16 protein-coding genes are annotated in these 19,262 nt (G+C 61.1%); 4 read left to right on the top strand and 12 right to left on the bottom strand.

The window, feature by feature from the left end; genetic code table 11:
* The first annotated feature begins 10 nt into the window (after positions 1 to 10).
* The 4 genes from tatB to ACA049_RS01990 all read left to right on the top strand — a co-directional run bounded on the left by tatB (position 11) and on the right by ACA049_RS01990 (position 4,105).
* On the top strand, positions 11 to 460 hold the full coding sequence (gene tatB / locus ACA049_RS02005; RefSeq protein ID WP_497332719.1) for a Sec-independent protein translocase protein TatB: 450 nt from the start codon (positions 11 to 13) through the stop codon (positions 458 to 460).
* Positions 457 to 1,251 carry a twin-arginine translocase subunit TatC gene (gene tatC / locus ACA049_RS02000; protein ID WP_084322536.1) on the top strand — a complete coding sequence of 265 codons (795 nt, stop codon included), beginning with the start codon at positions 457 to 459 and terminating at the stop codon, positions 1,249 to 1,251. Before tatB ends, tatC begins: the two co-directional genes overlap by 4 nt.
* Positions 1,248 to 1,955, top strand: a complete 708-nt coding sequence (locus tag ACA049_RS01995) for a 16S rRNA (uracil(1498)-N(3))-methyltransferase (protein ID WP_497332717.1) — start codon at positions 1,248 to 1,250, stop codon at positions 1,953 to 1,955. The genes tatC and ACA049_RS01995 overlap by 4 nt, the downstream gene beginning before the upstream one ends.
* Positions 1,956 to 2,188: 233 nt before the next feature.
* Positions 2,189 to 4,105 carry a methyl-accepting chemotaxis protein gene (locus ACA049_RS01990; protein ID WP_497332715.1) on the top strand — a complete coding sequence of 639 codons (1,917 nt, stop codon included), beginning with the start codon at positions 2,189 to 2,191 and terminating at the stop codon, positions 4,103 to 4,105.
* A 156-nt stretch (positions 4,106 to 4,261) separates the two neighbouring features.
* On the opposite strand, the gene ACA049_RS01985 is transcribed toward ACA049_RS01990, so the two are convergent.
* The 12 genes from ACA049_RS01985 to hutH all read right to left on the bottom strand — a co-directional run bounded on the left by ACA049_RS01985 (position 4,262) and on the right by hutH (position 19,212).
* Positions 4,262 to 4,996 (bottom strand): amino acid ABC transporter ATP-binding protein, encoded by a 735-nt coding sequence (locus ACA049_RS01985; RefSeq protein ID WP_059406451.1) that lies wholly within the window; start codon positions 4,994 to 4,996, stop codon positions 4,262 to 4,264.
* Positions 4,989 to 5,948, bottom strand: a complete 960-nt coding sequence (locus ACA049_RS01980) for an amino acid ABC transporter permease (RefSeq protein WP_497332712.1) — start codon at positions 5,946 to 5,948, stop codon at positions 4,989 to 4,991. Before ACA049_RS01980 ends, ACA049_RS01985 begins: the two co-directional genes overlap by 8 nt.
* A gap of 154 nt (positions 5,949 to 6,102) precedes the next feature.
* Positions 6,103 to 6,900 carry a transporter substrate-binding domain-containing protein gene (locus ACA049_RS01975; RefSeq protein WP_109635926.1) on the bottom strand — a complete coding sequence of 266 codons (798 nt, stop codon included), beginning with the start codon at positions 6,898 to 6,900 and terminating at the stop codon, positions 6,103 to 6,105.
* 192 nt (positions 6,901 to 7,092) lie between these two features.
* Complete coding sequence (gene mdoH, locus ACA049_RS01970; protein ID WP_497332710.1) at positions 7,093 to 9,663, bottom strand: glucans biosynthesis glucosyltransferase MdoH; 2,571 nt, start codon at positions 9,661 to 9,663, stop codon at positions 7,093 to 7,095.
* The gene (locus ACA049_RS01965) at positions 9,656 to 11,485 is read right to left on the bottom strand and encodes a glucan biosynthesis protein G (protein WP_497332708.1); all 1,830 of its coding nucleotides are present in this window, start codon (positions 11,483 to 11,485) and stop codon (positions 9,656 to 9,658) included. The genes mdoH and ACA049_RS01965 overlap by 8 nt, the downstream gene beginning before the upstream one ends.
* Before the next feature lie 276 nt (positions 11,486 to 11,761).
* The gene (dtd, locus tag ACA049_RS01960) at positions 11,762 to 12,199 is read right to left on the bottom strand and encodes a D-aminoacyl-tRNA deacylase (RefSeq protein WP_497332706.1); all 438 of its coding nucleotides are present in this window, start codon (positions 12,197 to 12,199) and stop codon (positions 11,762 to 11,764) included.
* A complete protein-coding gene (gene pip / locus ACA049_RS01955) occupies positions 12,196 to 13,167 on the bottom strand; it encodes a prolyl aminopeptidase (RefSeq protein ID WP_109627529.1) in 972 nt (323 codons plus the stop codon). The genes dtd and pip overlap by 4 nt, the downstream gene beginning before the upstream one ends.
* 105 nt (positions 13,168 to 13,272) lie before the next feature.
* Positions 13,273 to 14,190, bottom strand: a complete 918-nt coding sequence (locus ACA049_RS01950; protein ID WP_497332704.1) for an alpha/beta hydrolase — start codon at positions 14,188 to 14,190, stop codon at positions 13,273 to 13,275.
* Between the two features lie 154 nt (positions 14,191 to 14,344).
* Positions 14,345 to 15,292, bottom strand: coding sequence for a choline ABC transporter substrate-binding protein (locus tag ACA049_RS01945; protein ID WP_497332702.1), 948 nt, complete (start codon positions 15,290 to 15,292; stop codon positions 14,345 to 14,347).
* A 265-nt stretch (positions 15,293 to 15,557) separates the two neighbouring features.
* Entirely contained in the window at positions 15,558 to 16,361 is an 804-nt protein-coding gene (gene hutG / locus ACA049_RS01940; RefSeq protein WP_497332700.1) for an N-formylglutamate deformylase, read from the bottom strand.
* Between the two features lie 10 nt (positions 16,362 to 16,371).
* Positions 16,372 to 17,577 carry an imidazolonepropionase gene (hutI, locus tag ACA049_RS01935; protein ID WP_497332698.1) on the bottom strand — a complete coding sequence of 402 codons (1,206 nt, stop codon included), beginning with the start codon at positions 17,575 to 17,577 and terminating at the stop codon, positions 16,372 to 16,374.
* Between the two features lie 102 nt (positions 17,578 to 17,679).
* On the bottom strand, positions 17,680 to 19,212 hold the full coding sequence (gene hutH / locus ACA049_RS01930) for a histidine ammonia-lyase (protein WP_497332696.1): 1,533 nt from the start codon (positions 19,210 to 19,212) through the stop codon (positions 17,680 to 17,682).
* Positions 19,213 to 19,262 lie beyond the last annotated feature (50 nt).

Here is a 19,262-nt window from a genome sequence, read left to right as displayed (position 1 = left end):
GCACTGACTAATGTTTGGTATCAGCTTCTCTGAACTGCTGCTCGTCGGCCTCGTCGCCCTGCTGGTGCTGGGTCCCGAGCGTCTGCCGGGTGCTGCGCGCACCGCCGGCCTGTGGGTCGGTCGTCTGAAGCGCAGCTTCAACGCGATCAAACAGGAAGTTGAACGTGAAATCGGTGCCGACGAGATTCGTCGGCAACTGCACAACGAGCACATTCTGTCGCTGGAGCAAGAGGCGCGGAAGATCTTCACGCCAACCCAGCAGGAGGCCACACCGGTCCAGCCGGTTGAGCCTGTGGCGGAGCAGACGATTCATGCTCCAGCCGCCGTGCCTGCGCCTGTTGCGGCGACGGTAGAACCAACACCCGTCGTTGCAGCACCTGCGGTTGAACCTGTTGTGCCTGCCGCCGCGCCGACAACGCCGGCCCCTCATGACCCAACACTGCCGCCGCGAGCCCCATGAGCGATCTTCCTGAAAACGACCAGCACATGCCGCTGGTTTCGCACCTCACCGAGTTGCGTACCCGCCTGCTGCGTTGCGTAGCGGCGATCTTCATCATCTTCGCCGGGCTGTTTGCGTTCACCCAGCAGATCTACACCTTCGTCTCGACGCCGCTGCGCCAGTATCTGCCGGTCGGCGCGACGATGATCGCTACCGACGTGTCGTCACCGTTCCTGACGCCACTGAAGCTGACGATGATGGTGTCGCTGTTCCTGGCGATCCCGGTGATCCTGCATCAGATCTGGGGCTTCATCGCGCCGGGCCTGTACAAGCATGAGAAGCGCATCGCCGTGCCGTTGCTGGTCTCCAGCATCATGTTGTTCTACGCCGGCATGGCATTCGCCTATTACCTGGTGTTCCCGCTGATCTTCAAATTCTTCGCCGCCGCCACCCCGGCCGGCGTGGAAATGATGACCGACATCAGCAGCTACCTCGACTTCGTCATGACACTGTTCTTCGCCTTCGGCGTGGCGTTCGAGATCCCGGTGGCCGTGGTGCTGCTGGTGTGGATCGGCGTGGTCGACGTCAAATACCTGAAGAAAATCCGCCCGTACGTGATCATCGGCTGCTTCGTGGTCGGCATGATCCTGACGCCGCCGGACATCTTTTCGCAGACGCTGTTGGCCGTACCGATGTGGCTGCTGTTCGAGATCGGCATCCTGTTCGGCGGCCTGATCAGCAAGCGTGGCGAGCATCCGGACGACCAGCCGGTGGACGATCACAACGACCAGCCGCCAGCGACTCAACCATGAATCTGCTGCTCCTCATCGATGCCGATTTCATTGCGGCCGACCGGGTGATCCTGCGTGATCGCCGGTTGACGCACATGCAGGAAGTTCATCGCTGCGAAGTGGGTGACAGCATGCGCGTCGGGCGCATTGGCGGCCTGATGGGCTCGGCCGAAGTGCTGCGCCTGGACGCCGATGAAGCCGAACTGCGCGTCACCCTCGACCAGCCACCACCGACCAAGCTGCCACTGACGCTGGTATTGGCCCTGCCACGGCCGAAAATGCTGCGCAGGGTGTTTCAGACCGTGGCGGCCATGGGTGTGCCACGAATCATCCTGGTGAACAGCTATCGCGTCGAGAAGAGCTTCTGGCAAACGCCGTTTCTGGAGCCAGAGGCGATTCGTGAGCAGTTGATTCTCGGCCTGGAACAGGCCCGGGACAGCGTGCTGCCGGAAATCGTCATCGAGAAACGCTTCAAGCCCTTTGTCGAAGATCGTTTGCCAGCCATTACCGAAGGCACCCTCGGCCTGGTTGGCCATCCCGGCAACTACCCGCCCTGCCCCCGTGGCCTGGACGAGCCGGTGACCCTGGCCATCGGCCCCGAAGGCGGCTGGATCCCTTACGAAATCGACCTGCTGGCCAAGTCCGGCCTGCAACCGGTGCAACTCGGGGAGCGCATCCTGCGCGTCGAAACCGCCGTCACTGCGCTGCTCGCACGCCTGTTCTAACCCCAGATTCCACTCAAGATACAGAACCTGTGGGAGCGGGCTTGCTCGCGAATGCGGTGTGTCAGATGACATTAACGTTACTGAGCCACCGCATTCGCGAGCAAGTCGAATCGTCGCACCGCCGCTCCCACAGGGGAATTTGTCGTTCCAACCAATGTGTACGCCTACAGATTCCCCGCCGCCTGCCGATATAGCCCCCATAAAACCAATGTGTGGTCCGAGGGAGTAGCAGCATGTACCGTTGGCTAGCCGAGAATCTGGGAAATGTAAGCGTCAATCGCAAACTGGGGATCGGCTTCGGTCTGGTGCTGCTGCTCACGCTGCTGATCACTTTCACAGGCTGGACCGGCCTGACGGGCGTGATGAGCCGTGGCGACAAGCTCGGTTTCATTGCCAGCCTCAGTGACCTGACCAAAGACCTGCGTCTGGCCCGCATGGACTACGACATGCGCCGCGGCGAACAAGGCCCGGCCGCCGTCAACGAACTGCTGAGCCAACTCGACGCCGGTTTGCAAACCGCTCGAAAATTGATCGAACAGCCTGCCGACGTGGCGATGATCGACCAACAACTGGCCGCCGTCAGCCAGTACAAGCAAGCCTTCATCGCGTTGACCCAGGCCGGCGCCACCCGCGAAGACGCCCGTAGCAAACTGGGCGCGACCGCCGACAACGCGGTGGCACGCGTCGCCGAGGTCGAAAAATCCATGCTGCAAGGCGACAGCGTCGCCGACTTCAACAGCGTGATCGACCTGAGCAAGCTGATTCAGCAAGCCCGCTTCCAGGTTCGCGGCTACACCTACAGCGGCAAGACCGAGGCCGAACAGCCTGCGCTTGACGCCATCGACAACGCCCTGAAGAACCTCGAAAGCTTGCCATCGAAACTGCCGGAACAGCACATCGCCAACCTGCAACAAGCCACCGATTCGCTTAAAGCCTACCGTGCCGCCGTCAGCCAGTTCCGCGACTCGCAGGTTGCCAGCGCCGCAGCCCTCAAGCGCATGACCGAGCAAGGCGAGATCCTGCTCAATGCCAGCAAAAAACTCACCGTGTCACAAACCATCGTCCGCGACACCGACGCCGCGCACGCCAAGAACCTGCTGCTGATGGCCACCGTCCTGGCTCTGGCGTTCGGCTTGCTGGCGGCATGGGCGATCACTCGCCAGATCGTGATTCCGCTGAACCAGACCCTCAAAGTGGCCGAGCGCGTAGCGGCCGGCGACCTGACCCAGAACCTTGTTTCCGAGCGTCGCGACGAATTGGGCCAGCTCCAGCGCGCCATGCAGAGCATGACCCTGGGCCTGCGCGAACTGATCGGCGGTATCAGCGATGGTGTTACGCAAATCGCCAGCGCCGCCGAAGAACTGTCCGCCGTCACCGAGCAGACCAGCGCCGGGGTCAACAGCCAGAAGGTCGAGACCGACCAGGTGGCCACCGCGATGAACGAGATGACCGCCACTGTGCAGGAAGTCGCGCGTAACGCCGAAGAAGCCTCCGAAGCCGCCGTCGCCGCCGATCAACAGGCCCGCGAAGGCGACAAAGTGGTCGGTGAAGCCATCGCCCAGATCGAGCGTCTGGCCCTCGAAGTGGGCAATTCCACTGCGGCCATGGGTGATCTCAAACGCGAGAGCGACAAGATCGGCAGCGTGCTCGACGTGATCAAATCCGTCGCCCAGCAAACCAACTTGCTGGCGCTCAACGCCGCGATCGAAGCCGCCCGCGCCGGTGAAGCCGGACGCGGTTTTGCGGTGGTCGCCGATGAAGTCCGCAGCCTGGCCCAGCGCACCCAGAAGTCCACCGAGGAAATCGAAGAGCTGATCGTCGGCCTGCAAACCGGCACCCAGCAAGTGGCAACCATCATGGACAACAGCCGCAGCCTGACCGACAGCAGCGTCGAATTGACTCGCCGCGCCGGCAGCTCGCTGGAAAGCATCACCCGCACCGTGTCGGCGATTCAGTCGATGAACCAGCAGATCGCCGCCGCAGCCGAGCAGCAAACCGCCGTGGCCGAGGAGATCAACCGTAGCGTGCTGAACGTGCGCGACGTGTCCGAGCAGACCTCGGCAGCCAGTGAAGAGACCGCGGCCTCCAGCATTGAGCTGGCGCGGTTGGGGACGCATCTGCAGATGCTGGTTGGGCGGTTCAAGGTATAAGGCGATGCAAACGCCTCGGTTCACCAAGGACCGAGGTAATGCATTCGCGAGCAAGCCCGCTCCCACATTGATCGGCGTCGTACACAAAATTTGTGTCTGACACCTTACCCTGTGGGAGCGGGCTTGCTCGCGAAAGCGGTCTGACAGTCGCTGAAGCTAGAGAACCTGACGAAGGAAGGCCTGCGCCCGCGGATCCTTCGGCGCATCAAAGAATTCCGCCGGCGAGGCATCTTCCAGCAATTTGCCGTGATCGAAGAACAGCACCCGATCCGCCACTTCCCGCGCAAAGCCCATTTCGTGAGTGACGCAAACCATGGTCATGCCTTCCACGGCCAGGGTTTTCATCACGTCCAGCACTTCACCGACCATTTCCGGGTCAAGTGCCGAAGTCGGCTCATCGAACAGCATGACCTTGGGCTCCATCGCCAATGCCCGGGCGATGGCGACGCGCTGTTGCTGACCGCCGGACAGGCGCGATGGAAACTCATTGGCCTTCTGCGCAATGCCGACTTTCTCCAGCAACGCCAACGCCTTGGCCTCGCGCTCTTTCTTGCCGCGCTTGCGCACGACTTTCTGGGCCAGGCAGAGGTTTTCCAGCACGGTCATGTGCGGGAACAGGTTGAAATGCTGGAACACCATGCCGACTTCGCGGCGGTAGGCGTTCACGTCGGTTTTCGGGTCGGCCAGTTGCAAGCCGTCGATGCTCACTGAGCCCGAGTCAAATTCTTCCAGGCCGTTGAGGCAGCGCAGGAAGGTCGACTTGCCGGAGCCGGACGGGCCGATCACCACCAGCACTTCGCCTTTCGCCACTTGCGTGGTGACGTTATCCACCGCGCGCACGACATGGCCACGGGTGTCGAAGACTTTAACCAGATCGCGGACTTCAATCACTTTGCGCGAGCCTCCGCTCAAGCCGACTGGCGATTTTCGACAGCGGCAGGTTGATCAACAGGTACAACCCGGCCACGCAGAACAGGATTTCGAACGGCGAGAACGAGGTAGTGATGACTTCGCGGCCGCTTTTCAGCAGTTCGGTAATCGCGATCACCGACACCAGCGACGTATCCTTGACCAGGCTGATGAACTGCCCGGCCAGCGGCGGCAGTACGCGTTTCAGGGCTTGCGGCAGCACGACGTGGCGCATCGACTGGCCAGCGCTCAAGCCAAGGGAGCGCGCGGCTTCGTTCTGGCCACGGGCGATCGACTGCACACCGGAGCGAATAATCTCGGCCACGTAGGCGCCGGTGAACAGCGACAGCGCGGCGATCCCGGCGAACTCCCGGGACAGGTTCATCACAGTGCCGATGAAGAAGTAGAAAATGAAGATCTGCACCAGCAGCGGCGTGCCGCGTACCAGTTCGACGTAAATCGTCGAGAGATCGCGCAGCGTAGGGTTGTTCGATAGACGACACAAGCCCGTGGCGAGGCCGATCAGCAGCCCAAGCACGCCGGACACCACGGACAACCACAAGGTGGTCCACAAGCCCCACATCAACGGTCCGGCAGCCCAATGGCGGGTGACGCCGATCACATCGCCTTCCGCCACGTCATCGCCTTGGGCGACTTGCAGGCTGTTGTCGTCGACGGTCACACGCTGCTCGTCGCCCGCGTCGTTGCGCAGGGTGACTTCGGCTTTATCACCCTTGCGCACCAGTTCGCTGACGGTGGAGATGTCGGCGGCGCGCTGGGACTCTTCGGCGTGGTAGGCGAAGTATTGCGGCACGCGGTTCCAGCGCCATTCGTAGGACATCAGCGAGGTGGCGTAATACAACGCGCCGGCCAGGCCGATCAGCACGAGCACGGTCAAGACGTGCCAGGGCCATTGGGCTTTTTTCTGTTTCATTTGCTCTGAAAATTCCGAATTCTGTGTCGCCAGGGAGGCCGCCTTCGCGAGCAAGCCCGCTCCCACATTTAACCGCGTACTTATCCAGCAACTCGGTCAACTGTGGGAGCGGGCTTGCTCGCGAATGGGGCGACTCGGTCTATCTGACCGAGTGTTATTCCATGTCCTTCTGCCAGGCGGTGTCCTTGAACCACTTGTCATGGATGCGATCGTAGGTGCCGTCTTCGTGGATCTGGTGCAGGAAGTTGTTGATGAAGTTGATGCTGTCGTAATCACCCTTCTTCAGGCCGAAGGCCAGCGGCTCATAGGTGAACGGCTTGTCGAGGAACACCAGCTTGCCGGCGCCGACCTTGTTCACGGCCACGACGTTGTACGGCGCGTCGTAGATGAAGGCATCGGCCTTGCCGTTGACCACGTCGAGCACGGCTTCCTGCTCGTTGTCGTAGCCGTGGTACTTGGCTTTGGAGATCAGCTTCTTGGCGACCATCTCGCCGGTGGTGCCGAGTTTGGAAGTGATGCGGTAGTCGGCGGTGTTCAGGTCTTTGTAGGACTTGATGGTGCCTTCCAGCTCTTTGCGGATCAGCAGGGTCTGGCCGACCACGATGAACGGTTCGCTGAAGTTCAGGCGCAGGTTGCGTTCCTGGGTCAGGGTCATGCCGCTGCCGATCATGTCGAACTTGTCGGTCAACAGGGCCGGGATGATGCCGTCGTAGCCGGTGGACACCAGCTCCAGCTTGACGCCCATCGCCTTGGTCATGGCTTTGAGGATGTCGACTTCGAAACCGATGATTTCGCCGCGCTTGTTGGTCATTTCGAACGGCATGTAGGTCGGGTCCATGCCGACTTTCAGCGTGCCGCGCTTGACCGCGTCATCGATGGCACCGGCCTGCGCCGCGCTGACTGCAACCAATGCCGTGACGCCGACCAGCAGCATCGACAGATACTTCTTCATCATCAAGTCCCCAAAACCATTGCGTTGTGAGGCGCGCAAACGGCGGATTTCCCTCAGGAAACCGGCCGATACGAACAGAAAATTGTCCGGGCGCACCAATTCGGGGACGGATGCTAACGCACTCGTCCGTTTGCACAAGGGTTTGGCAACGTTCAGGCAAAAAAAAGCCCCGCGGGTTAGCGGGGCTGTTTGTTACGCCAACTGAGGCTGCGCACTCAGAGGTTTGAGCGGCAGAAGCGGCGCATGGGGATCGGCTTTCACCGATTTGCGCCAGGCTGCCAGCCACTCGGGATGGCCTTCATCCCAGATCTGCTCATGCAAGCGACCCAACGCCACCGGATCGCTCAGCAGTTGCACACGCTCATTGTTGTTCAGGCCGTCAGGCCCGACTTTCAAGGCGTGACGCACCCGCTCGATCCGCAGCCATTCGATCGGCTCGGCCTGACCGTGACGCGAGGTCGCCAGCGCGCACGCCAAGGCGTTCTGCTGTGGATCGACCACCGCGCGGATGAAGCCGTCGTTCAGCGCGTGCCAACGGTTTTCGTGGGTGTACTGATCGGTTGCCAGCAGCGCCTGTGGCGGATTGTATTCCTCAGGGATCAGGAACAGGCTCTCGTCACGGGACTTGAGGCCCAGGCCGACACGGCTGGAAATCACCGACACCGGGATCGACAGCATCAACGAACCGACGATCGGCACCAGCCACCACAGGAAGCTCGGGTTCAACCAGACCACCAGCAAGGCCCAGAAGAAGCCCAGCAAGGTTTGCGGACCGTGGCGCTTGACCGCTTCGCTCCATGGCGTCGAGTCGTCGTCACGTTGTGGCGAGTTCCAGGTCGCGGCCCAGCCAAGGAACGCGGCGAGGACGAAACGGGTGTGGAAAATCATCCGCACCGGCGCCAGCAGCATGGAGAACAGCATTTCCAGCAGCATCGACAAGGTCACCTTGAACTTGCCACCGAACTCTTTTGCGCCCTTGGCCCAGATCAGGATGATGCTCAACAGCTTCGGCAGGAACAGCAGCACGATCGTCGTCGAGAACAGCGCAATCGCCTTGTCCGGGTGCCATTGCGGCCACAGCGGATAGAGCTGACGCGGCTCAAGGAAGTATTGCGGTTCCATCAAGGTGTTAACCGCCAGCAACGCTGTCGACAACACAAGGAAGAAGAACCACAACGGCGCCGACAGGTAAGACATCACGCCGGTCAGGAACACCGCGCGGTGAACCGGATGCATGCCCTTGACCAGGAACAGGCGGAAGTTCATCAGGTTACCGTGGCACCAGCGACGGTCACGCTTGAGTTCGTCCAGCAGGTTCGGCGGCAGTTCTTCATAGCTGCCCGGCAAATCGTAGGCAATCCACACGCCCCAGCCGGCACGGCGCATCAGCGCCGCTTCGACGAAGTCGTGGGACAGAATCGCACCGGCAAACGCGCCTTTACCGGGCAACGGCGCCAAGGCGCAGTGCTCGATGAACGGCTTCATGCGGATGATCGCGTTGTGGCCCCAGTAGTGGGATTCGCCCAACTGCCAGAAGTGCAGGCCGGCGGTGAACAGCGGACCGTACACACGGGTCGCAAACTGCTGCATACGCGCATAAAGGGTGTCCATGCCCGACGCACGCGGCGCGGTCTGGATGATCCCGGCGTCCGGCGTCGCTTCCATCAAGCGCACCAGACTGGTCAGGCATTCGCCGCTCATCACGGAGTCCGCGTCGAGTACGACCATGTACTTGTAGTCACCGCCCCAGCGACGGCAGAAGTCGTCGAGGTTGCCGCTTTTACGTTTAACGCGACGGCGACGACGGCGATAGAAAATCTTGCCGAAGCCCTTGGCTTCACGGCAGACGTCTAGCCAGGCCTGTTGCTCGGCTACGCAAATGTCTGCGTCATTACTGTCGCTGAGAACGAAGAAGTCGAAGCGATCCAGGTCACCCGTGGCCGCCACCGATTCGAAGGTTGCGCGCAAACCGGCAAACACCCGCGGCACGTCTTCGTTGCAGATCGGCATCACCAGTGCGGTGCGCGCGTCCTTGGCGATCGGCTCGTTGCCGGCACTTTTACCGGAGATGCGGTATTTGTCGTGGCCGGTGAGCAGTTCGAGGAAGCCCATCAGCGCGGTCCAGAAACCGGCCGAGACCCAGCAGAACAGAATCCCGAACAGAATCAGGATGCTGGTCTGCAGTGCATACGGCAGCACTTGCGTGACGGTTTGCAGGATCGGTTGATGCAGGACTTCGTTCAGGTCGACGAACGACCAGCCCTGGTACGGCATGATGCCTTTCATGTACCAGCCGGCGACGATGGTTTGACCCAGCATCAGGACCAGCAAAATGTAACGCCGGATCGAACCGACGGTGCGCCAGCGGGCTGCCGGCAGCACGTTCTCGTCCTTCGGCGGAGCCGGCGGATTGGTGCGACCGGTCAGGCGACGCCAGCCACGCACCAGGATGTTGGTGCGCCACGGCTCTGGCACGACTTTGGTCCGACGGATCGGCGGGGTAGCCTTGAGGCAAACCCGACCACTGGCGTCGACCGCCAGCATTTCCGCTTCTTCCAACTCTTCAGCGGTGTTCAGGGTCAGGCGACGGCCCACCGAGGCTTGAGCAGCCTCGGCCGGCGCGTCAAACGTCGAAGACGACAGACGCTGGTGCAGTTCGCTGAAGGACTGGCAGCCCGCGAGTTCCGCGCGCTGCTGGTCGGTCATCGGTAGATGCGCCAGATACTCGGCAAGAGTCTCTGGCTGTACTTGAGAATTACTCATCGGCAGGCAACTGGTAGCTCCAGGTCTCGGTCAGGACTTCTTCAGTCGAGGCCGATTCCGGTGTGGCTGGGGCCGCGTCCGCAGCAGCAGGCTGCTTGGCGTCTTTGTTGTCCTTGTCCTTTTCCTTGGTATCGGCAACTGGCTTCGCGTCGGCCTGCTTGGCTTCGGCTTGCTTGGCGTCCTTGGCTTCCTTGTCCATCTTCTCTTGTTGCTTGGCTGCAACCTTGTCGGCCTTGGCAACAGACGAGTTGGAGACTGGCAGCGAGTTCTTGGAGAGGTCGCCCGGCACGATGTTCTCGACCAGTGCAGCACGCATCTCGGTTGGCTTGCCCGGATCCTTGATCTTCATCCGCAGCGTCAGGCGCCAGCCCTTGGTTTCAGGGTTGTAACGCACGCTGTTCTCGACCAGCTCGGCATTGTCGCCAACGCTGACCTGGCTGCGAACGTCCGCCGTTTCCGGCAGTGCCGCCAGGGACGGACCTTCGAAGTCCACCAGGTAGGCAACGCTGCCATCCGGCTGACGGATCAGGTTCGACTGCTTCACGTCACCTGTGGAGCGCAGGGTCTGTTGGACCCAGGCGCTGTCCGGTGCGTGAAGAGCGGCTTCGTCGATGGTCCAGTGCATGCGATAAGCGACGTCCAGCGGCTGGCCAGGCTCAGGCAGTTTTTCCGGGCTCCAGAAAGCAACGATATTGTCGTTGGTTTCGTCGGCAGTCGGAATCTCTACCAGATCGACGGAACCCTTGCCCCAATCGCCTTTTGGTTCGATCCAGGCACTTGGGCGCTTGTCGTAGCGGTCGTCGAGGTCTTCGTAGTGGCTGAAGTCGCGGCCACGTTGCAGCAAGCCGAAACCACGCGGGTTCTCGATCGAGAAGTTGCTCACGGCCAGGTGTTTTGGATTGTTCAGTGGACGCCAGATCCACTCGCCGTTGCCGGCATGGATCGACAGACCGCTGGAGTCGTGCAGTTCGCGACGGTAGTTCAGCACTTTCGACGGCTGGTTGGCGCCGAACAGGAACATGCTGGTCAGCGGCGCAACGCCAAGCTTGGTGACCTTGTCACGCAGGAACATGCGGGCCTTGACGTCGACGATGGTGTCGCTGCCAGGACGCAGGGTCAGACGGTAAGCGCCGGTCGCACGTGGCGAATCCAGCAGCGCGAAGATCACCAGGTGCTTGTCACCCGGTTTTGGCTGTTGAATCCAGAATTCGGTGAAACGCGGGAATTCTTCGCCGGACGGCAAGGCGGTATCGATGGCCATGCCGCGAGCGGACAAGCCATAGGTGTGACCCTTGCCGACAACGCGGAAGTAGCTCGCGCCGAGCATGGTCATGATTTCGTCTTGCTTGTCGGCCTTGTTGATCGGGTAAAGCACGCGGAAACCGGCATAACCCAGTTGTTCGGTGGCTTTAGGATCGAACTTCACATCGCCGAAATCGAAACGACTCGGGTCGTATTTGATCTCTTCGACGGTGTTGGCCGTGATTTCGTTGATTTTCACCGGGGTATCGAAGTGCATGCCCTGGTGATAGAACGACAGCTTGAACGGGGTTTTCTGATCGGCCCACTCGGCTTTTTCAGTGCGGAAACGAATTTTTTGATAGTCCGCGAATTTCATTTCGCGGAATTCGTTCGGCAGGTTACTGCGCGGGGCTTCGTATTTTTGACCGGCCATCTCTTTGGCTTTGACCGATACATCATCCAGATTGAATGCCCAAAGCTGGCCGGCGCTGAGCAGGCAGAGCAGTGCAGAGCCCGCTACCAGAGCGCTTCGGAACCGTTTGGCAGTCAAATTTGGTGCATTACAGGGACTAACAATCACGAGCAACCCTCGCCGAAAACAGATCAAAAAACCAACGGCCAGCTATCTATATGCCAGGTTGGCGAGCATTGTTCCGACTCCCATGGGGCTAAATGATTCCCCAACAGGTCCCGGACAAGTCTCTACCTAAGTCAAAATGGACCAACGAACGCTGATCCCCGTAGCGCGCGATTATCTAGTAGGCCGCGTTACAACGCATCAGGGGTAACAAAGTATTTATCGCGAAAACCCCCTGTTTTCAGTCGAAAAGCCCTGAAAAACATGTTTCAAGGGCTTTCACGTCTGCAACAGGAAGGTGACCGGGCCATCATTGACCAGATGCACCTGCATATCCGCGCCGAATCTACCTGATGCCACAGTGCCATGCACCTGTTTCGCTTTGTTTAATAGATAGTCGAAAAGCTCCTCGCCCAGGGCCGGAGGGGCAGCGGTCGAAAAACTCGGGCGCAACCCGCTCTTGGTGTCAGCGGCCAGGGTGAACTGCGAGACCAGCAGCAACCCACCGCTTACATCCGCCAACGACAGATTCATCTTGCCCTCGGCGTCACTGAATACTCGATAGTTAAGCAGCTTATGCAGAAGTTTGTCGGCGCTGGCACGAGTATCCTCGGGTTCAACCGCCACCAGCACCAGCAACCCCTGATCTACCGCCCCCACCACCTCTCCCGCTACCTCGACTCGCGCGCCACGCACGCGTTGCAGCAGGCCCTTCATGCTTCTTCTGGCGGCAGGTCAAGCAAGCGGCGCGCCATCTGCCCGGCGGCGCGTACCAGCGCATCGGTGATACCCGGCTCGGACGCGGCGTGGCCCGCGTCGCGGATCACCTGGAGCTCGCTGTTCGGCCAGGCTTGATGCAGTTCCCAGGCATTGTCCAGCGGACAGATCACGTCATACCGGCCGTGGACGATCACACCTGGCAAATGGGCGATCTTGCCCATGTCGCGAATCAGCTGGTTCGGCTCAAGGAACGCATTGTTGGTGAAATAGTGGCATTCGATGCGTGCGATGGACAACGCGCGCTGAGGCTCGGAGAAGCGATCGACCACCAGCGGGTTCGGACGCAAGGTCGCGGTCCGGCCTTCCCAGGTGGACCAGGCCTTGGCCGCATGCATCTGGGCGATCTGATCGTTGCCGGTCAGGCGCTTGTGGAAAGCGCTGAGCAGGTCGTCGCGTTCGTCCAGCGGGATGGGCGCGACGTAGTCCTGCCAGTAATCGGGGAACAGACGGCTGGCGCCACACTGGTAGAACCATTCGATTTCCTGCGGACGGCAGAGAAATATCCCGCGCAGAATCAGACCGTGCACACGCTCCGGATGGGTTTGCGCGTAGGCCAGCGCCAGCGTCGAACCCCAGGAACCGCCAAACAGTACCCATTTGTCGATGCCCAGGTGTTTGCGAATTCGCTCAAGGTCGGCGACCAGATCCCAGGTAGTGTTGTTTTCGAGGCTGGCGTGGGGCGTGGAGCGACCGCAACCGCGCTGGTCGAAGGTCACGATGCGGTACAGGTTCGGATCGAAGTACCGACGGCTCTGAGCATCACAACCGGCGCCGGGACCGCCGTGGATGAACACCACCGGCAAACCTTCCGGTGAACCGCTTTCGTCGACATACAGGGTGTGTGTTTCATCGACGGCCAGATCGTGCCGGGCGTGGGGTTTGATCTGCGGGTACAAAGTCTGCATTGCGCGCTCCGTAAGGGGTCGAGGTCATCCCTGGGGGGACTTCTATTATTCTGCCGTCCGGCATCATAAACCCGAATTACGCCAATGAGCATGCCCCTTGCAGCGTCATAAGTTGTCAGCCAAAAACCCGAGCAGTGTTTCGTAGAGCAAGTCGACCTCGGCGACCTGGCCCCGGGCCCGCAAACAGCCGTGAACCAGACCTTCGCCGTAATAAAGCATGGTGGGTACGCCGGCGGTCTGCAGTTGCTCGGCGTAGAGCATGCCGTCATCGCGCAGCGGGTCAAATTGCGCCACGGCGATCAATGTCGGCGGCAGTCCGCCAAAGTGTTCGGCGAGCAACGGCATGGCATAGGCGCCCGGCTGTCGGGTGCCGCGCAGGTACAGGGCGTGATAACAATCCACATCGCTGCTGGCGAGCAACGGCGCGTCGACGCATTCGCTGCGTGACGGCAACTGGTGATCACCGCCCAACCCCGGATAAATCAGGACCTGTGCCGCCGGCAAGGGCTCGCCCGCATCGCGCAGCGCCAGGCACAACGCAGCGGCGAGATTGCCGCCGGCGCTGTCCCCCGCTACCAGCGTGCGCTTGGGGTCAAGCTGAAAGGGTCCGGTTCGCAGCGCGCGCCAGACACCGAGACAATCATCGAACGCCGCCGGGAACGGATGTTCTGGCGCCAATCGGTAATCGACCGCGATCACCAGCACGCCGAGTGCCGACGCCAGTTCGGCGCAGATGAAGTCGTGGGAATCCAGATCCCCCACCACCCAGCCGCCGCCATGCAGATACAGGATGCACGGGACACCGCCGGTCGCAGGTGCAACCGACGGCTGATAGGACCGCACTGGCACGCCGGCCAACTCGAAATCGACCACGTAGAGCCCGGCGGGACGGGTTGGGGTGAACGCCCGGCACATCTCGCTGTAGGCCTGACGCAAACCGTTGAGGCTGCTGTCGGTGCTGTTGAAGCTGACGGTTTTCTCGACGAATGCCGTCATTTGTTCAGAAATCGGGTAAGGAGCCATGGGTCTGCAGTCAGCCAGTTCAGAAGATTGTGAAGGCAATGGAGATCCCTGTGGGAGCGGGCTTGCTCGCGAAGGCGGTGGGTCAGGCAGTATTGATGTGACTGACACTCCCCCTTCGCGAGCAAGCCCGCTCCCACAGGGTGCGCGTCTGACCTCAGTTTTTCAGACTGGCCAGAACCGTCGCCGCGCCATCCTTGCCATCAAAACTGCTGACACCGGCCAACCAGCGCTGAAGGTCTTCCGGGTGATCGCGCAGCCACTGCTTGGCAACGTCCTGCGGCGTTTTGCGCTCCATGATCGGCACCATCAGCTGGCTTTCCTGGGCGGCGGTGAAGGTCAGGTTTTGCAGCAGGCGATTCACGTTCGGGCAACGTTCGGCGTAGTCAGGGGACGTTACGGTCGAGACCGTCGCCGCACCTTCGTTCGGGCCATAGACGTCTTCGCTGCCGGTCAGGTAGGCGATCTTCATGTTGATGTTCATCGGGTGCGGGGTCCAGCCGACGAACACCACGAACTCCTTGCGGTTCACCGCCCGCTGAACGGCGGCGAGCATGCCGGCCTCGCCGGACTCGATCAGTTTGAAATCCTTCAAGCCAAAGTGATTGGTCTCGATCATGGTCTTGATGGTGGTGTTGGCGCCGCTGCCCGGCTCGATGCCATAGATCTTGCCGCCGAGCTGATCTTTGAATTTTGCGATGTCGGCGAAGGTTTTCAGCCCAGCTTCGGCGACGTATTCGGGCACGGCGAGCGTTGCCTGTGCGTCGGCCAGGCTCGGTTTGTCCATGACCTTCACCTGATTGGCGGCCACGAACGGCGCGATGTTCTTGTCCATCGCCGGTTTCCAGTAGCCGAGGAAGATATCGAGGCGTTTGTCGCGGATGCCGGCGAAGATGATTTGCTGTACGGCGCTGGTTTGCTTGCTTTCGTAGCCGAGGCCGTTGAGCAATACGTCAGCCATGCCGCTGGTGGCGATCACGTCGGTCCAGTTGACTACACCCATGCGCACAGCCTTGCAGGAGGCGTCGTCACTGGCCAGGACGCTGGTGCTCAGGAGAGCGGTGCCGCAGAGGATTGAGAGACAGCGGGTGAACAGTCTTTTCATTGGGAGAGTCTCGTGCGGCAGCGGATTATTGTCGGGCTGGTGTCTTTGTGCACCGTGGGCCAAACATTACGCAGCAGACGAGCGGTAAAAGCGAACTGTGGCGACCGTGTCTTGCACGGTGGCGACTCGTGACCCGCTATCAAGTCAAACACATACCCTGTGGGAGCGGGCTTGCTCGCGAAGAGGGCGTGTCAGTCGACATCAATGTTGGCTGATCCACCGCTTTCGCGAGCAAGCCCGCTCCCACAGGATTATGCGTCAGGGTTTAGCGCTTGTAGTGTTTCTCGCCCCAGGCCAGCAGGCCTTGCAGCAATTCCTTGAGCACCACTTGCGTCGGTTCAGCCAGATCAGGTCGATAGCGGAACGGCTCGAACTCTTCCATGTACGTGCACTGGCCCAGCTCCAGCTGCACCGCGTGGATGTTTTCAGCCGGATTGCCGTAATGCCGGGTGATGTGGCCGCCCTTGAAGCGACCGTTCAGCACATGGCTGTAATCGCCGTGGCGCGCGCAGATTGCTTCCAGCTCAGTGGCCAACTGCGGATCGCAACTGGCGCCGTTGAAGGTGCCGAGGTTGAAGTCCGGCAGCTTGCCGTCGAACAGGTGCGGGATGATCGAACGGATCGAATGCGCATCGAACAGCAACGCGTAGCCGAACTCGGCTTTGAGTCGCGCCAGTTCGTTCTGCAGCGTGGTGTGATACGGCGTCCACACTTGCTCCAGATACGTCGCCCGTTCCGCCGCCGACGGTTCCATGCCTTCACGAAACAATGGAATGCCGTCAAACAGCGTCGCCGGATACAGACCGGTGGTGGCGCCGACGTAAAGAGGCTTGTCGTCAGACGGGCGGTTCAGGTCGATGACAAACCGCGAGTATTCGGCAGCCAAAGTACTGGCGCCCAGCTCGGCGGCAAATTCGTAAAGCTTCGGGATATGCCAGTCAGTGTCCGGCAGGCTGCGTGCATCGGGGATCAATCCGGCCTCGACCGCCGGGGTCAGGCGCAGGCCGGCGTGGGGCATGCTGATCAGCAGCGGCACGCGGCCTTGTTTGAAGTTCAGAACCTTATCCACAACTGTTCTCCTAAACGCTCGTTTCGACGCCGTGACGTACGACGCGTTTTTCCAGGTCACCGCCCAGCCAGTACGACAGGTCGGCGGGACGATCGATTTGCCAGGCGACGAAGTCCGCGACCTTGCCGGCTTCCAGCGAACCATGAGTGTCGGCCATGCCCAACGCGGTGGCGGCGTGAATGGTTGCACCGGCCAAGGCTTCTTCCGGGGTCATGCGGAAACAGGTGCAGGCCATGTTCAGCATCAAGCGCAACGACAGCGCCGGCGAAGTGCCGGGGTTGAGGTCGCTGGCGATGGCGATTTTCACGCCGTGTTTGCGCAAGGCCTCCATCGGCGGCAATTGGGTTTCACGCAGGAAGTAGAACGCGCCGGGCAACAACACCGCGACGGTGCCGGATTTGGCCATGGCGATGGCGTCGTCTTCGTCCATGAACTCCAGGTGATCGGCCGACAGCGCGTGGTAACGCGCGGCCAGGCTCGAACCGTGCAGCGACGACAGTTGCTCGGCGTGCAGCTTCACCGGCAGACCCAGTTCTTGCGCGGTCATGAATACGCGCTCGACCTGCGCCGGCGAGAACGCCAGGTATTCGCAGAACGCGTCCACCGCATCCACCAGCCCTTCGGCGGCCAGGGCCGGGAGCATTTCAGCGCAGATGTGATCAATGTAGTCGTCAGCGCGATCGGCGTATTCCGGTGGCAAAGCGTGGGCGGCCAGGCAGGTGCTGCGCACGCTGACCGGCAATTCGGCACCGAGGCGACGGATCACGCGCAGGATCTTGCGTTCACTGGCTAGGTCGAGACCGTAGCCGGATTTCATTTCGACCGTGGTCACGCCGTCGCGCATCAGGCTTTTCAGGCGCTTGGCGGCGCTGGCGAACAGCTCATCTTCGGTCGCTGCGCGGGTGGCGCGTACGGTGCTGGCGATGCCGCCACCGGCGGCGGCGATTTCCGCGTAGCTGACGCCTTGCAGGCGCTGCTCGAATTCACCGCTGCGGTTACCGCCGAACACCGTGTGGGTGTGGCAGTCGATCAGGCCCGGCGTAACCCAGGCCCCTTTCAAATCGTTGACGGCCGGGTATTCCCCAGCCGGCAGTTCACTGCGCGGGCCGACCCACTCAATGTGCGCACCGGACGTCACGATGGCCGCGTCCTCGATGATCGAGTAGACGCCTTGCGCCATGGTTGCGACGTGGCAGTGTTGCCAGAGAGTTTTCATCCCGTAATCTCCACAATGTTCAAAATCGAATCGCGGGCAAGCCTCGCTCCTACAGGGGCTGCGCTGAACCTGTAGGAGCGAGGCTTGCCCGCGAAGAGGCCATCACAGGCTAGGCAGCAACTTCGCCGAAACCAGCTCATTCAGGCAACGCGTCGCCAACAACTCGGTCGCCGCATTGATGTCCGGCGCGAAGAAGCGGTCCTTCTCATAGAACGGCACTTCGTTACGCAGAATCCCGCGAGCCTTTTCCAGCTTCGTCGAGGTCTTCAGACCTTCACGCAAATCCAGCCCTTGAACAGCTGCCAACCACTCCACCGCCAGAACGCCGCGAGTGTTTTCGGCCATTTCCCACAAGCGCTTGCCGGCAGCCGGGGCCATCGACACATGGTCTTCCTGGTTCGCGGAAGTCGGCAGGCTGTCCACCGAATGCGGATGGGACAACGCCTTGTTTTCGCTGGCCAAAGCCGCGGCGGTCACCTGGGCGATCATGAAGCCGGAGTTCACGCCACCATTGGCCACCAGGAACGGCGGCAGTTGCGACATGTGCTTGTCCATCATCAGCGAGATGCGACGCTCGCTCAGGGAACCAATTTCAGCAATGGCCAGGGCCATGTTGTCAGCGGCCATGGCCACCGGTTCAGCGTGGAAGTTACCGCCGGAGATCACATCGCCTTCAGCCGCGAAGACCAGCGGGTTGTCGGAAACGGCGTTGGCTTCGACGGCCAACACTTCGGCAGCCTGACGGAACTGGGTCAGGCAGGCGCCCATGACTTGCGGCTGGCAGCGCAGAGAATACGGGTCCTGGACCTTTTCGCAGTTCTGGTGCGAGTTGGACACTTCACTGCGCTCGCCCAGCAAATCGCGGTAAGCGGCAGCGGCGTCGATCTGGCCTTTCTGGCCACGGGCAGCGTGGATGCGCGCATCGAACGGCGAGCGCGAGCCCAGTACCGCTTCGACCGTCAGGGCACCAATGGCCACGGCGCCGGCGAACAGATCTTCGCCTTCGAACAGGCCACGCAGCGCGTAGGCGGTGGAAACCTGAGTGCCGTTGAGCAGCGCCAGACCTTCTTTTGCTGCCAGGGTCAGCGGCGTCAGGCCGGCGACTTTCAGCGCTTCGGTCGCTTCCATCCATTCGCCTTTGTAGCGAGCCTTGCCTTCGCCCAGCAGCACCAGCGACATGTGGGCCAGAGGCGCCAGGTCGCCGGACGCACCGACCGAACCTTTCAACGGAATGTGCGGGTAAACCTCGGCGTTGATCAGCGCGATCAGTGCGTCGATCACGACGCGGCGAATGCCGGAGAAACCACGGCTCAGGCTGTTGACCTTGAGCACCATGACCAGGCGTACCAGCGCGTCGCTGATCGGCTCGCCGACACCGGCGGCGTGAGACAGCACCAGCGAGCGCTGGAGGTTTTCCAGGTCTTCGCTGGCGATACGGGTCGAAGCCAGCAGGCCGAACCCGGTGTTGATGCCGTACGCGGTGCGGTTCTCGGCGAGGATCTGTTCCACGCAGGCAACGCTGGCTTCGATCTCAGCCGAGGCGCTGTTGTCGAGGGTGATTTTGACCGGCTGCTGATAGATATCACGCAGTTGGGCAAGGCTCAGTTGGCCTGGGATCAAATTTAGCGCAGTCACTTTTATTCTCCTTTTGAGAGTCTTTTTGTTAACTAACCAGACGCTCCGGA

Source organism: Pseudomonas sp. LBUM1662, from assembly GCF_059695915.1.
Note: the sequence above shows the minus strand (reverse complement) of the source record. Positions and strands in the feature narration are given on the sequence as shown.

Bases quoted from the DNA above. Each gene is read 5' to 3' on its own strand.
- tatB (WP_497332719.1), top strand. From the start codon at position 11: ATGTTTGGTATCAGCTTCTCTGAACTGCTGCTCGTCGGCCTCGTCGCC.
- tatC (WP_084322536.1), top strand. From the start codon at position 457: ATGAGCGATCTTCCTGAAAACGACCAGCACATGCCGCTGGTTTCGCAC.
- ACA049_RS01995 (WP_497332717.1), top strand. From the start codon at position 1,248: ATGAATCTGCTGCTCCTCATCGATGCCGATTTCATTGCGGCCGACCGG.
- ACA049_RS01990 (WP_497332715.1), top strand. From the start codon at position 2,189: ATGTACCGTTGGCTAGCCGAGAATCTGGGAAATGTAAGCGTCAATCGC.
- ACA049_RS01980 (WP_497332712.1), bottom strand. From the start codon at position 5,948: ATGAAACAGAAAAAAGCCCAATGGCCCTGGCACGTCTTGACCGTGCTC.
- ACA049_RS01975 (WP_109635926.1), bottom strand. From the start codon at position 6,900: ATGAAGAAGTATCTGTCGATGCTGCTGGTCGGCGTCACGGCATTGGTT.
- mdoH (WP_497332710.1), bottom strand. From the start codon at position 9,663: ATGAGTAATTCTCAAGTACAGCCAGAGACTCTTGCCGAGTATCTGGCG.
- dtd (WP_497332706.1), bottom strand. From the start codon at position 12,199: ATGAAGGGCCTGCTGCAACGCGTGCGTGGCGCGCGAGTCGAGGTAGCG.
- pip (WP_109627529.1), bottom strand. From the start codon at position 13,167: ATGCAGACTTTGTACCCGCAGATCAAACCCCACGCCCGGCACGATCTG.
- ACA049_RS01950 (WP_497332704.1), bottom strand. From the start codon at position 14,190: ATGGCTCCTTACCCGATTTCTGAACAAATGACGGCATTCGTCGAGAAA.
- ACA049_RS01945 (WP_497332702.1), bottom strand. From the start codon at position 15,292: ATGAAAAGACTGTTCACCCGCTGTCTCTCAATCCTCTGCGGCACCGCT.
- hutI (WP_497332698.1), bottom strand. From the start codon at position 17,577: ATGAAAACTCTCTGGCAACACTGCCACGTCGCAACCATGGCGCAAGGC.